General features: G+C 63.8%; 11 protein-coding genes. 6 read left to right on the forward strand and 5 right to left on the reverse strand.

Annotation, left to right across the window (positions count from 1 at the left end):
* Nucleotides 1-111 precede the first annotated feature (111 nt).
* The 3 genes from EKN06_RS14740 to EKN06_RS14750 are packed head-to-tail and all read left to right on the forward strand — an operon-like array spanning nucleotide 112 to nucleotide 4,810.
* A complete protein-coding gene (locus tag EKN06_RS14740) occupies nucleotides 112-1,506 on the forward strand; it encodes an FAD-dependent oxidoreductase (RefSeq protein WP_127613667.1) in 1,395 nt (464 codons plus the stop codon).
* A complete protein-coding gene (locus tag EKN06_RS14745) occupies nucleotides 1,503-3,203 on the forward strand; it encodes an FAD-dependent oxidoreductase (protein WP_127613668.1) in 1,701 nt (566 codons plus the stop codon). The genes EKN06_RS14740 and EKN06_RS14745 overlap by 4 nt, the downstream gene beginning before the upstream one ends.
* Entirely contained in the window at nucleotides 3,200-4,810 is a 1,611-nt protein-coding gene (locus EKN06_RS14750; protein ID WP_205693925.1) for a GMC family oxidoreductase, read from the forward strand. Before EKN06_RS14745 ends, EKN06_RS14750 begins: the two co-directional genes overlap by 4 nt.
* Nucleotides 4,811-4,840: 30 nt before the next feature.
* Here the strand turns inward: EKN06_RS14750 and EKN06_RS14755 are convergent, their stop codons facing one another.
* From EKN06_RS14755 to EKN06_RS14765, 3 genes are read right to left on the reverse strand one after another with little or no spacing between them, the layout of a single operon-like run.
* A complete protein-coding gene (locus tag EKN06_RS14755) occupies nucleotides 4,841-6,331 on the reverse strand; it encodes a class I adenylate-forming enzyme family protein (RefSeq protein ID WP_240655045.1) in 1,491 nt (496 codons plus the stop codon).
* A complete protein-coding gene (locus EKN06_RS14760; RefSeq protein ID WP_127613670.1) occupies nucleotides 6,331-6,723 on the reverse strand; it encodes a hotdog family protein in 393 nt (130 codons plus the stop codon). The genes EKN06_RS14755 and EKN06_RS14760 overlap by 1 nt, the downstream gene beginning before the upstream one ends.
* On the reverse strand, nucleotides 6,720-7,166 hold the full coding sequence (locus EKN06_RS14765) for a hypothetical protein (RefSeq protein WP_127613671.1): 447 nt from the start codon (nucleotides 7,164-7,166) through the stop codon (nucleotides 6,720-6,722). Before EKN06_RS14765 ends, EKN06_RS14760 begins: the two co-directional genes overlap by 4 nt.
* A gap of 119 nt (nucleotides 7,167-7,285) precedes the next feature.
* Between EKN06_RS14765 and EKN06_RS14770 the strand changes: the two genes are divergently transcribed.
* Nucleotides 7,286-8,059, forward strand: a complete 774-nt coding sequence (locus EKN06_RS14770) for a TetR/AcrR family transcriptional regulator (protein WP_127613672.1) — start codon at nucleotides 7,286-7,288, stop codon at nucleotides 8,057-8,059.
* A gap of 55 nt (nucleotides 8,060-8,114) precedes the next feature.
* The gene (locus EKN06_RS14775) at nucleotides 8,115-9,026 is read left to right on the forward strand and encodes an SDR family oxidoreductase (protein WP_127613673.1); all 912 of its coding nucleotides are present in this window, start codon (nucleotides 8,115-8,117) and stop codon (nucleotides 9,024-9,026) included.
* Between the two features lie 41 nt (nucleotides 9,027-9,067).
* On the opposite strand, the gene dinB is transcribed toward EKN06_RS14775, so the two are convergent.
* Nucleotides 9,068-10,192 (reverse strand): DNA polymerase IV, encoded by a 1,125-nt coding sequence (dinB, locus tag EKN06_RS14780; RefSeq protein WP_240655047.1) that lies wholly within the window; start codon nucleotides 10,190-10,192, stop codon nucleotides 9,068-9,070.
* 151 nt (nucleotides 10,193-10,343) lie between these two features.
* Between dinB and EKN06_RS14785 the strand changes: the two genes are divergently transcribed.
* Nucleotides 10,344-11,558 (forward strand): multidrug effflux MFS transporter, encoded by a 1,215-nt coding sequence (locus tag EKN06_RS14785; protein ID WP_240655049.1) that lies wholly within the window; start codon nucleotides 10,344-10,346, stop codon nucleotides 11,556-11,558.
* A gap of 10 nt (nucleotides 11,559-11,568) precedes the next feature.
* Here EKN06_RS14785 and EKN06_RS14790 read toward each other — a convergent pair whose 3' ends face one another.
* Nucleotides 11,569-12,984 (reverse strand): helix-turn-helix domain-containing protein, encoded by a 1,416-nt coding sequence (locus tag EKN06_RS14790; RefSeq protein WP_420810801.1) that lies wholly within the window; start codon nucleotides 12,982-12,984, stop codon nucleotides 11,569-11,571.
* Nucleotides 12,985-13,059: the final 75 nt, after the last annotated feature.

A 13,059-nucleotide genomic window follows, 5' to 3' on the forward strand; every position in this document is an offset into this window, starting at 1 on the left:
CGACACCGACCTCTGCCGAGAGGTTGTGAGGCGACATAATAAGTCGAGTTCATTACCTTGAACCGGACAGAGGATGCGAGCGACGTCGTGGTCGCGGAAAGGTCGAATCGCTTGAACGATTATGACGTTATCGTCGTGGGTGCCGGCGGCGCGGGCCTTGCCGCAGCCTTGACGGCGGCCGACGCGGGGAAACGCGTGCTGGTGGTGGAAGCTGCGGATCGCGCCGGCGGATCGACCGCACTGTCGGGCGGCGTTTTCTATGCCGCGGGCACGTCGGTGCAGCGCGAGGCGGGGATCGCGGACGACACGCCCGACGACATGTTCCGCTATTACATGACGTTGAACCAGTACAAGCCCGACCCCGCGATCGTGCGCCGCCTTTGCCAAGAGGCGACCCCGGCGTTCGAATGGCTGCGCGAACTGGGCGTCACGTTCACCGTGGACGATCTCTATGCCTCCGGCGTGGACAAAGTGCGGCGAGGCCACCGCGCGGCGGGACACGGGGCCGAAATCGCCGAAGTGCTCGAAGGGCACCTGTCGACGAACGGCGCGGACGTCGCGCTGAGCACGCGGGTGCAGGAACTGCTGATCGAGGATGGCCGCTGCCGGGGTATCGTCGTAGACGGTGCGGCGATCACGGCCGATGCGGTCGTGCTGGCCACTGGCGGTTTCGGCGCGAACCCGGCGATGCTGGCCGAGCTTTATCCCGATGCCGCGCTGCACGGTGATCTCCACTGGTACATCGGGTCCGATCACTGCGTCGGTGACGGGATCGACATAGCACTGGCGGCTGGCGGCGAACTGACCCCGCGCAATCGCGGCCTCCTGCTGCTTACGCCCGGCTTTGCGCGCGATCTGGAAAGCTATCTGCCGGGATGGCTGATGATGGTGAACCGGCAGGGCCACCGCTTTGTCGACGAGACCATAGAATATTCGGTGCTGGCCACCGTCCTGCGCGAACAGGATGGGCGCGAATGTTACGCCATCCTGGACGAAGGCGCGCGCATGGCATCGGCGACGACCGACTATCGGCCCGCGCCCAATTGGCACGGCGAACGGCTGCTCGACCATGTGGCGGCAGGGACGCTGCAACAGGCCGACACGCTGGAAGAACTTGCCGCAAAGATCGGCCTGCCGCCTGACGCGCTTGCCGCTGCCGCACACCGCTACAGCGCGATGGCCGACGCGGGCGAGGATCGCGATTTCTTCAAGCCGGGCACGATGTTGCGGCCCGTGCGCAGCGGGCCGTTCTATGCTGCGCGCATCGTCGCCGCCATCGTGTGCTGGACAGGGGTGGGCATCCGCATCGACCCCGACGCGCGTGTGCTGGCCACCGACGGGACGCCGATACCGGGATTGTATGCCGCGGGAGAAACGACGGGCGGCATGCACGGCGACTGTTACGCAGCTGGCGGAGCGTCAATTGCCAATGCCATCGTATTCGGACGGATCGCCGGTGCCGGGGCCGCAGGTCTGGCCGGCGAAACCAAGGGAGAGGACGCATGAGGGAAATGACTGTCGACCTGCTGGTCGCGGGCAGCGGCGCGGCGGGGCTGACCGCCGCCGTCACCGCGCGCAAAGCAGGGCTGGACGTGCTGATCGTCGAAAAAGAGCATGTGTTTGGCGGCACGACCGCGACATCGGGCGGCGTGCTGTGGGTGCCGGGCAACCACCATTCCCCCGCCATCCAGAAAGCGACAGGAGAGCGCGACGACATCGAGAACGCCCGCGCCTACCTGATCGAGGAGACGGGCAATTATATCGAGCGTGAGCGGGTGGAGAAATACCTCGACGTCGCGCCGCGCATGGTGACCTTCCTTGAGGAGGAGACCGAAGTGAAGTTCTACGGGATGGATTATCCCGACTATCATTCGGAAAGCGCGCATTCCTCCACCGTCCGGTCCATCGGCACCGTCGATTACAAGGCGCGCCAGATGGGCGAACGACTCCCCGAACTTAAGAACCAGCTGCCGCAGACGCTTTTCCTTGGTTTTGCCGTGGGATCGGGCGTGGAGATGATCGAATTCATGCGCGCGGGCCGTTCGGTCAAAGCGGCGGGCTTCGTATTAAAAAAGCTGGCCAAGCATTTCCTCGACGTCGCGCGCTATGGCGAAGGGCAGCAGGTTGTGCGCGGGCGGGCGTTGGTCGCGCGGCTGGCGCGCACGCTATTCGATCTCGATACGCCACTGTGGGTGGCATCCCCGCTCAAACGTTTGATTGGCCAAGAAGGCCGGATCGTCGGCGCCGAAATCGACACGCCCGATGGCCCGGTGCGGGTCAACGTGCGCAAGGGCGTCGTGCTCGCCTGTGGCGGCTTTCCACAGGATGCGGAGCGTCGCGCGGCAAGCTTTCCCGCCCCGGCCGGAAACCCCTACCACCGCAACCCCGCCGCGCCGGGCAATACCGGCGATGGCGCGAGGCTGGCCGAGAGCGTCGGCGGCGTGTTCAGCAACGAGGTCGCGCACCCCGCCGCGTGGATGCCCGTTTCCGTACTTCCCGACACAGACGATTTCACCGGCGTGTGGCCTCACTTGATCGACCGGCAGAAACCGGGCTTCATTTCCGTTACGGTCGAAGGCAAGCGGTTCTGCGACGAAAGCAGTTCGTACCACGATTACGTCCCGCAACTGATCAAGGCGTGCGCGGGCAAATCCCGACCCGAAGCGTGGCTGATCGGCGATGCCGATGCGGTGAAGAAGTGGGGCATCGGCATGGCCCGCCCGTTCCCGATCCCGCACGGCCACCTGATCCGCAACGGCTATCTCAAACGCGCGGGCACCTTACGCGAACTGGCCGCCCAATGCGGCATCGATGCAGACGGGCTGGAGGCGACCGTCACCCGTTTCAACGAAGGCGCGCGTGAGGGCAAGGACCCCGAATTCGGGCGCGGCGACCGCGTTTACGACCGGTACCAGGGCGATCCCGAACACGGTCCGAACCGCTGTCTCGGCCCGTTGGAAAAGGGGCCATTCTATGCGGTGAAGATCGAAAGCGGCATCATCGGCACCTTTGCGGGGCTAAAGACCGACGTGAACGCGCAAGTCGTGCGCGACGACGGGTCGGTGGTCGAAGGGCTGTATGCTGTGGGTAACGATCAGAAGAACGTCTTTGCCGGTGCTTATCCGGGCGCGGGCGCGACGCTGGGTCCGGCGATGACGTTTGGCTATGTCGCCGGTCGCCATGCCGCCGGATTGCCTGCGTGAGCGCGGAGGCTTTCGACTACATCGTCCTAGGCGCGGGCTCGGCGGGATGCGCCGTGGCCGCGCGGCTGGCCGAAAACGGGCGCCATACGGTCGCGTTGATCGAGGCGGGGCCAAGGGACCACGCGTTCTGGATCAGGCCGCCGCTCGGCTATCCGATGTTGTACACCGACCCACTGGTCAACTGGATGTTCGAGACGGAGCCGGAACCGGAGCTGCAAAATCGCCGCATGTACCAGCCGCGCGGCAAGGTGCTCGGCGGGACCAGCTCGATCAACGGCATGCTCTATATTCGCGGGCAAAAGGAAGATTACGACCTGTGGCGCCAGATGGGCTGCACCGGGTGGAGTTATGACGACGTGCTGCCGTTCTTTCGCAAGGCGGAGGACCAGCAGCGCGGGGCCGATGAATGGCACGGCGCGGGCGGCCCGCTCAAAGTATCGGACCAGCCGGGCCGATCGCCTATAGCCGAGGCGATCGTCGATGCGGCAGTCGAAGCGGGCGTGCCGCGCAATCCCGATTTCAACGGCCCACAACAGGAAGGCACCGGCTTTTTCCAGACGACGACAGGCAACAACCGGCGCTGGAACACGGCGCAGGCCTATTTGCGCACGCTGAAGCCGGGGCCGAACCTGCACGTCATAACGAATGCCCATGTCACCCGCATTGCGTTCGAACGGCGGCGGGCCAGCGGCGTTCACGTGCTGGAACACGGCAAGCCGCGCCATATCGCCGCGCGGCGGGAAATCGTCGTAAGCGGCGGCGCATTCGGCACGCCGCACATGTTGCAGCTTTCGGGCATCGGCCCGGCCAAACACGTGCGGCAGATGGGCATCGAACCAGTGCTGGACCAGCCGCACGTGGGCGCGCACCTGCTCGACCATTTCTATGCCTCGCTCATGTTCCGGTGCACCGAGGCGATCACCATCAACGAACTGGCCAACAGTCGGGTGCGTCAGGCGATCGCGGGAGCGCAGTATGTCCTTTCCAAAAAGGGCCCGCTGGCCAACAACGGCATCTTTGCCGGGATATTCACCCGCACCGATCCGTCGCAGGATCGGCCAAACCTGCAGGTGAACACCAATATCTGGACCGTGGAAAGCCGGACCAGCGCGGGCATGAAGGCGCATCCATTTCCCGGCTTCACGATGAGCCCGGTGCTGTTGAACCCGCATAACGAAGGGACGGTCAGGCTGCGTTCGCCCGATCCGCTGGCCGATCCCGAAATCCGGCAGAACTTCCTGACCGACCGGCGCGATATCGACGCGATGATCGCAGGGATCAGGATCGTGCGCGATGTGGCCGCGCAACCGGCTCTGGCAAGATACAACGCGGGCGAACTGGACGCGACGGCGGCGGCGGTCAGTGATGCTGAGATCGAGGAAATGCTGCGCGAACGCGCCATCGCCAACCTTCACCCTGTCGGCACGTGCCGGATGGGGGGATCGGACGACGATCCGCTGGACCCCCGCCTGCGCATGCGCGGGGTCGAGGGGCTGCGGGTCGCCGATACGTCGGTCATGCCATCACTGGTGCGCGGCAATACCAATGCGCCTGCGATCATGATCGGCGAAAAATGCGCGGCCATGATGCTGGAGGATGCAGCCTGAGGTTTTTCGTTTCGGCGGCGGCGGGGCGGTTCAGGCGACCATCGCCTCCACCGCCTCGCGCATGATCTTGCCGCTCGCGCTGCGCGGGAAATCGCTGTCGTCGACAAAGCATACGCCGCGCGGTTGCTTGTAACCGGCAAGGTTCGCGCGGCACATGGCCAGCACGGCTTCCTCGTCCAGAGTGTCGCAATTGCGGGCGATGACGGCGACAGGCACTTCGCCCCATTTCGCATCGGCGCGGCTCACGACGATGGCGTCGATGACGCGCGGATCGGCGAGCAGGACACGCTCGATCTCGGCCGGGTAGATGTTTTCCCCGCCCGATTTGATCAGGTATTTTGCCCGGCCGACGAAGTGGAAGCCGTCGTCTTCCTGCCGGAACAGGTCGCCCATCCGGAACCAGCCATCGCGAAAACACTCGGCATTGGCGTCGGGATTGTTCCAGTATCCGCTGAACAGCGTGGGCGCGCGCAACCAAGCCTCTCCCGGCTGACCACGCGGCACATCGCGGCCATCGGCATCGCACAGGCGCAGTTCGGTCAGCATCGACAGCGCCTTGGGGTAACTGGCGGGCGCAGCGCCCGGCGGGATCAGGTTTGCCGACAGCGGCGGCATCCCCGTTTCGGTCGCGCCGAAGCTGTCCAGATAATGCGCGCCCAGCGCCCCGGTGATGGCGGCGACGGTGGCGCTGGGCACGAGATCGGGCATGCAGCCGACGACCTTGACGCCCATCACCACGGGGTCGCGCGCCTGCAATTCGGCCAGCACCGGCTCTATCGTGGCTGGAACGAGCAGCAGCCAGCCGATGCGGAACTGTTCGATCGCATCGACGATGGCGGCGGGGTCGAAACCATTGGTTACGATCACCGTGCCGCCGCCCATCAACGTGGCGAGACTGTGTTCGGTGCCGCCCATGTGGAACATCGGCGCCCAAGCGACATAGGCGTCGTCTGCTGCCAGCCCCAGATCCATGCGCAGCACGCACGAACGCCATACTTCGGCGCGTTGCCCGATCAGTGCCGCCTTGGGCAGGCCGGTCGTGCCGCTGGTATAGATGATGAGCAGCCCATCGTCGGCGCCGCCCGCAAGCGGCGAATCGCCTGCAACCTGCAGGTCCTCGATCCTGCATATGGACAGACCCGCGCCAGCGGTCTGCGCCGTTTCGGCATACCGTTCGCTACATACCAACAAAGCCGGGGAAACCAGCGTGATGCAGTGGCGCAGTTCGGGCACCGCAAGCCGCCAGTTTTGACACGCGGCAATCGCCCCGATCCGGGCGCAGGCAAGCTGGATAGCAAGGTATTCCCAGCGGTTTTCGGACAGGATCGCCACCCGGTCGCTGCGTGCGATACCGCGCGCATGCAGGCCCGCGGCGAACCGATCGACCTCATCCAAAAGCTCGGCATATGTTAGGCGCATATCGCCCTGGACCAGCGCGAGCGCGTCTGGCGCGACCTGCGCGCGCATCGCAAACAGCCGATAGACGGCGGGATCGTCGGGTTGCTGCATGCCGTCGCCCATCAATCAACCCCCGTCCCGTCTATCGGCTTTAACCTGACTTCGGCCATGAGCACGGTGCGCTCCGCTGCTCCATCGCTTGTCACGCGTAGTTCCATCCTCGCCTTGCCATCGTCGATCTGGCCGGTCGCGACCGCCACGTCACCCGACATGACATTGCCCAGGAACGCGGCCTCCAACGAGATCGGCGTCATCCCTGGCGCGGCGTTTTCGATCAGCGTCAGCAGATAGGCGAGGTTGGCAGGGCCGGGATTGACCGTCCGCGACCCGAAACCCAGCGCCTCGGCCTTTGCCGGGTCGAGATGGATCGGGTTGTCGTCGCGCAGGATTTCGCACCATTCGCGCATGGCTTGCGTGTCGATGTCGCGTATCGTCATTTCGATGGGGCGGGTCATGCGGCGGCCTTTGCAACAGGGACGATAGTTGTCGTTCGCACCGTCGCGCAAAGGCCGTCTTCATCGTCGATGGCGAACGACAGGATGAGGTGGTCCGCGGCGCCGAAACGGCGGCTGGCCTTGCGGTTCAGAGATGCGAGGGTAGCGGTCACCGCATAGTCGTGGCCCACGGTCAGGGGGCGGTCCCAATCGACACTGCAGCTGCCTAGGACCGCGCCGGCATCGAAATCGAGGCCGCAGCGTTCGAAAATGTCCCTGATGGGCACGCCAATTCCGCCCAGCGCGAGGGCCAGGGCAAACCCGGCATGGGCTTCGTCACCCCGGCGCGGTCCAGCCTTCGCCAAGCGGCGAATACGTTCGTCGGCAGCGTCATCGATGGCGTAGCGGCCTGCCGCCAACACCTGTCCCGCTACCGGAGGGGCGGCATTACGCGAGGGGTTCATTTCGGTTTCCATTGCGCTACGCTGCCCATACAGGCGGGTTCGCTTCCCCGACCGCAGCTGTCAACAGGAAATGAGGATCACTTGATTAGTTTCATGCACGCATTAGTGTCGACCCTAACATGAAAAATGCTGCGAAGACCCATGAGCTTGCAGAAACGGCCCAGCCTGACCCCGTTCAGGAGGATGCCGTTCAGCCGCGCGTGTCATGGCGGCGGCGCAAAAGCGCGCGGCCTCAGGAGATCGTCGACGCTGCGACGCGGTTGCTGGAAGAAGAGGGTACGGCGAACCTGTCCATGGCCCATATCGCCCGTGGGGCGGGGGTCTCAGAAGCGACATTGTACAAGTATTTCGAGAGCAAGCAGGCTCTGTTGAGCGAGGTTTTTACCCAATGGGCGAAGCCGTTCGTCGCGCGGTTGAGCGAAGAACTGCCTTCGATCACGGATTTGCATTCGCAACTGACGCTTGTCGGCCTGCGTTTCCTGCGCGGCATCGAATCGACGCCCAGATTGCACCGCATTTTCTATCAGGAAATCCGATGGAACGATTATCGCGGATCGACCTTGCATCAGATCAATCACGACTTTGCGCAGACCGTAGTGGATGCCGTACAGGCCGCGGTCGAACGGGGTGAAGTTCGGCCTGATATACAGCCCGCGATGGTTCGCGATGCTCTGTTCGGCGGGCTTGAGCACATCGCCATGCGCACGATCTTTATCAACCGCCCGTTCGACGCGGCGGAAGAAGTCGCGCGCTATGTCGACATGATCCTCAATGGCATCGGTGCCGTCAGGGCCGATGTCGGATATGCAGAAAAGGCATCGGACAATGCCGATCGGCTGGGGCAGCAGATCGACCGTTTGGAAAGCCTGATGGCCAGGCTTGAAAAGCCTTGATCGAACGGGAAGCCGCAACGCTAATCAGTCTCGCTCAACACCGAAGGGGAGCCAGATGAGTCCAACGATCGCCGTCATCGGCGCAACTGGCGTGCAGGGTGCAGCGCAAGTGCGCGAGCTGGTGCTGGCCGGGTTCGATCCGGTGGCGTTCAGCCGATCGGGCGGCGCGGTGGCAACGAGTGCGGGGCCAGTGCGCGGCATTGCTTGCGATCTTGGCGATGTGGCGTCGCTGAAAACAGCGTTTGCCCGCACCGACGGCGTTTTCGTGAACCTGCCCTCTACATCCTTTCAACAGGCCGAGCCCTTGATCGCGGCGGCTGGCACTATCGGGAAAGCGGCGAAAGCGGCGGGCGTGCGGCGGATCGTTTTCAACACCTCCATGCCGGTGCCTACCGACAAGCGCGGTTTCGCGGCACAGGATGCACGGCACGAAATGCGCGCTCGGTTGTGGGACAGCGATGTCGACACGACCAGCATCGAACCGGTGGTTTATCTCGACAACCTGCACCAGCGCTGGGCCTGGCCCTCTATCGTGGAGCGCGGGGTGGTCTGTTATCCACACGCGCCGGAGCTGGAGGTAAGCTGGATCTGTCACGAAGACCTCGCGCGCCTTATGATCGAGGCGTTGCGGCGCGACGACCTGCACGGACATCGCATCCCGGTGGGCGGCCCTCAAACCGTCCGACTGCCCGAATTAACCGCAGAGCTTTCGGCGGCTTGGGGTCGCAAGCTTGCATGGGAAAGCCAGCCCATCGACGAATTCTGCGATCGCATGAAGCGCGCCTTCGACGGCATCGCCACGCTGGAGGCGGAGCGGCTGATCGATGAACTGCGCCGCATTTACGAATGGTACAACACCAGCCCCGAAAAACCATTCAAAGTCGACATGACGCCGGTGCTGGAAATCCTCCCCGCGCGGATGACCCCGATCGGCGACTGGGCAAGGGCGAACCCGCTTCCTGCCTGACCGCGCCCGGCCAAACAGTGTCCTAGAACCCAAAAAGACGACTAGAACAGCGCCAATTGTGCCCCATCGCCGCCGGCATCGGTGCTGGGTTGGGCCCCGTCCAGCTTCGACAGCGTCAGGCCCATCAGCCGGATCGGGCGCGACAGCGGCAGCGCATCTTCCAGCAGGGCATGGCCCAACCTGCCAAAATCGGCCTTGTCGGCGACAGGGCGGCTCAGCGTGGTGGCGCGGCTCATCAGCGTGAAATCGTTGTACTTTAGCTTCATCGTCACCGTGCGCCCGACCGCACGTGCGTTTTCGATGCGTTCCCAAACGATGTCGACGATCCGGTCCATCGCCTCGCGCAAGTCCGTGGGATTGGACAGGTCCTCGTGGAAAGTGCGTTCGCCGCCAACGGACTTGCGATTGCGATGCGCCCGCACCTGCCTCAAGTCGATCCCCCTTGAGGCGCGATAGAGATAGTCGGCAAAGCTGCCGAAATGGGCGCGCAGGAACGCGAGATCCATGCGCGCCAGATCTGCGCCCGTCGCGATGCCCAGCCGCGCCATCTTTTCGGCGCCCTTGGGGCCAACGCCGTGGAATCGTTTGATCGGCAGGCCCGCGACATAGTTCGCCCCTTCGCCGGGACGGATGACGCACAGGCCGTCGGGCTTGTTTTCGTCCGATGCCAGCTTGGCGAGGAATTTGTTGTAGCTGACCCCGGCGCTTGCCGTCAGCCCCGTGTCTTCGCGGATGCGGCGGCGGATGTCCTGCGCGATCCGCGTCGCCGAACCCAGCCCGCGCAGATCCTCAGTCACGTCGAGATAGGCTTCGTCGAGCGAAAGCGGTTCGACGAGCGGGGTATAGTCGTGAAAGATTGCACGGATCTGCTGGCTAACCTCGCGATAGACGTCGAAGCGCGCCTTGCGGAAAATCAGGTCGGGGCACAGTCGCTGCGCCGTGACCGATGGCATGGCGGAACGCACTCCATAACGCCGCGCTTCGTAACTTGCCGCTGCGACGACCCCGCGCCCGCTCGACCCGCCGACCGCAACCGGCTTGCCGCGCAATTCCGGCTCGTCACGTTGTTCCACGCTGGCGAAAAAGGCATCCATGTCGACATGGATGATCTTGCGCAGCCCCTCAGCCTCGCCATCATCCTCGAAATCGGGCGCATCGTTCGTCACCGCTCGGCTTCTATCGCAAAGGCGCAGTCAAGCGCAAAGGCTGGTCGCTCCGCATCTGCCGCCAAGCCAAACGGCAATTTAGCCATTGTGCCCCGACACCCATCGGAGCATTGACCGGCCAATGTTTCGTCTGCCCAGACCCCCCGCCGAATTGAGTCGCACCGAATTTACCGTCATGCTCGCCTTTGTCATGGCGCTGCAGGCACTGGGCATCGACGCGATGCTCCCGGCTTTGAGCGATATCGCGCGCGAACTGAACGTCGCGGACGGAAACGACCGGCAGCTGGTTGTCGGAACTTATCTCATCGGGATGGGGCTGGGAGCGCTGGTCTTCGGTTTTCTGGCCGATCGATTCGGACGCAAGCCAGTCGTGCTGGGCGGAATCGGCACATATTGCCTGTTCGATTTCGGATGCATCGTCGTCAACGATTTCAACACCCTGCTGATGTTCCGATTTGCCAACGGAATGGTGGCATCGGCCGGCAGCGTTGTCGCAAATGCCATCGTGCGCGACCGGTTCGAAGGCGATGCCATGGCCCGGGTCGTATCGATGATCGCGGTGGTGTTCATGATCGTTCCGGTCATGGCGCCTTCAATCGGTCAGATGATCCTGTTGTTCGCCGGCTGGCGTGCGATCTTCGGCATGATGTTCGTGATGGGGGTGCTGATGTTCCTGTGGGTGCTGTTCCGTTTGCCCGAAACGTTGGCTCCGAAGGATCGCCAGACGCTCGACGTTCGCCGCATTGCGCGCAATTTCCGGCTCGTGATGACGAACCGCGATGCGTTCGGCTACATCTTCGGCGCTATGCTCGTGTTCGCCGGGCTCTATGGCTACATCAACTGCGCCGAGCAGCTGGTGGGAGAACACTTCGGTCAGGGGCAGCGTTTCGCCTATGTCTTCGGTGCGATGGCGATTTTCATGGCGCTGTCGAACTTCGTCAATTCGCGGATCGTCGAGCGGTTCGGCGCACGGCGGGTCAGTCACATGGCGTTACTGGTTTTTGTCGGGACAGCGGGGCTGCAGTGGTTGGCGGCGGCATGGGCGCCAAATAACTTTTACCTTTTCGCGCCGCTGATGACGGTCAATCTCGCGCTGATCGGCTTTCTTGGGGCGAACTCCAGCTCGATCGCGCTGCAACCTTTTCGGCATTTCGCCGGCTCGGCGTCGTCGTTGCAAACCACGGTGCGGGTCGGCGGCGGGGCTGTGTTGGGCGCGATGATCGGGGCCGCCTACGACGGCACGGCGCGTCCTCTTGCGATGTCTTTGTTCTTTTCGTCGCTACTGGGCATGTTACTGATCTTGTATAGCGAACGCGGCAAGCTGTTCCGGCGCCGCAAGGAAACGGTACCGCAAGTCGAGGATTGAGGCAGGGCGCTCAATCCCCCGCAAAGGCAAAGGGGACGCCGGTATCGCGATTGTCGTCGGGGCGCATTTCCCGCCCGATCGGCGGTGCGGAACGAGCGATGCAGTGCGGCCGGTGACACAGGCGGCAAGCGACGCCGATGGGAGTCGCCGCGCCTTCGTCCATTCCATCGGAATAGATGACATGCCCCGCGTGTTCGGCCGAACACGCCAGCGCGACACTCCGCACCGCGCGCGGCGAATCCCATGCCCCGCCGCCAGCCTCAACCGTCCGTGCGATGGACAGGAACTTCTCGCCTTCTGGCAGTTCAAGCCATTGCGGGCGAATCCGGCCTGGCGTCTCGAATACCCCATGCACGTTCCACAACGGGCATGAACCGCCGGTGCGGGCAAAGGGAAAGCCCGCCCCGTCCAGCCGTTTCGACACGTTGCCCGCCCGGTCCAGCCGCAGGAAGAAGAACGGCACGCCTTCCTCTCCCGGACGGCCCATAGTCGTAAGCCGGTGTGCGACTTGTTCGAAACTGGCCGCGAAACGCCGCGACAGTGTCTCGACATCGTGCCGGGTCTGCCGCGCGGCGCGCAGGAACGGGCGATAGGGCATGAGCAAAGCCGCGGCCCAATACCCGGTCAGCGCCCGGCTGGCGAGCCGGCGGGCGTTCTCTCCCGAAAAGCGCCCGTCGGCGAGTTGCGTGGCGATGATGTCGCGCGCTTCGAGCAGTCCGATCTGCAGCGCGAGTTGAAACCGCCGTCCCGGATGATCCAGCCGGTTGGAGATCAGCACCTGTTCGCGGTGCCGATCGTGCCAGCGCAGCGAGCCCAGGATCAGGTCGGGATCGGTGAAGCGCACCTTCTGCCCGTGCCGGCGCGTCAAACGCTCGACCAGCGCATCGGTCCAGACCGATTCCTCGCGCGGGCGGTCACCGGCCAATTCCTGTGCAACATCCGCAGCATGGTCGTCCAATGCGGGGAAACAGTTGCGCCTTGCAGCGAGAAATGCGCGCGCTTCTCCCACTGGATCGGTCGCAGCCATGTCGACCGATCCCAATCCGGACGACGCCATCTCGCGCCGCTGCGCATGGGCCATCTGTTCTTCGGTAAACGCGGTGTGCAACCGCAACAATGCCTCGGCAAATCCGGGGTAGCTGGTGGCGATATCTGCACTGTCGAGGGCCGGCAGGTCGATGTCGGCGAAGATCGGTTGCTTGAGCGTGGCCTGTAACCGCTTGGTCAGACCCTCGCTGTCGTCATCGGCAAGACTGGCGATGTCGATTTTGTAGGTGCTTGCCAGCTTCAACAGGAGATCGGCGGTGACAGGGCGTTGGTTACGCTCCATCAAGGCGACGTAGCTAGGCGAAATTTCAAGATCCGCCGCCATGTTTGCCTGGGTCAGGCCAAGATCGCGGCGCACGCGCTTGAGCCGAGGGCCCATGAAAAGCGCCTTGCGCACCATATTCGAAAATCTCCGTTACGGCTTTACTGTCTTGGGCATTACAACATTACAGAG

The organism is Croceicoccus ponticola (assembly GCF_004004515.1).
Classification (GTDB): Bacteria; Pseudomonadota; Alphaproteobacteria; order Sphingomonadales; family Sphingomonadaceae; genus Croceicoccus; species Croceicoccus ponticola.

Excerpts from the sequence above, each read along its gene's own strand:
- EKN06_RS14755 (WP_240655045.1), bottom strand. The coding sequence starts at position 6,331 with ATGGGCGACGGCATGCAGCAACCCGACGATCCCGCCGTCTATCGGCTG.
- EKN06_RS14765 (WP_127613671.1), bottom strand. The coding sequence starts at position 7,166 with ATGAACCCCTCGCGTAATGCCGCCCCTCCGGTAGCGGGACAGGTGTTG.
- EKN06_RS14770 (WP_127613672.1), top strand. The coding sequence starts at position 7,286 with ATGAAAAATGCTGCGAAGACCCATGAGCTTGCAGAAACGGCCCAGCCT.
- EKN06_RS14790 (WP_420810801.1), bottom strand. The coding sequence starts at position 12,984 with ATGGGCCCTCGGCTCAAGCGCGTGCGCCGCGATCTTGGCCTGACCCAG.
- EKN06_RS14760 (WP_127613670.1), bottom strand. The coding sequence starts at position 6,723 with ATGACCCGCCCCATCGAAATGACGATACGCGACATCGACACGCAAGCC.
- EKN06_RS14775 (WP_127613673.1), top strand. The coding sequence starts at position 8,115 with ATGAGTCCAACGATCGCCGTCATCGGCGCAACTGGCGTGCAGGGTGCA.
- EKN06_RS14745 (WP_127613668.1), top strand. The coding sequence starts at position 1,503 with ATGAGGGAAATGACTGTCGACCTGCTGGTCGCGGGCAGCGGCGCGGCG.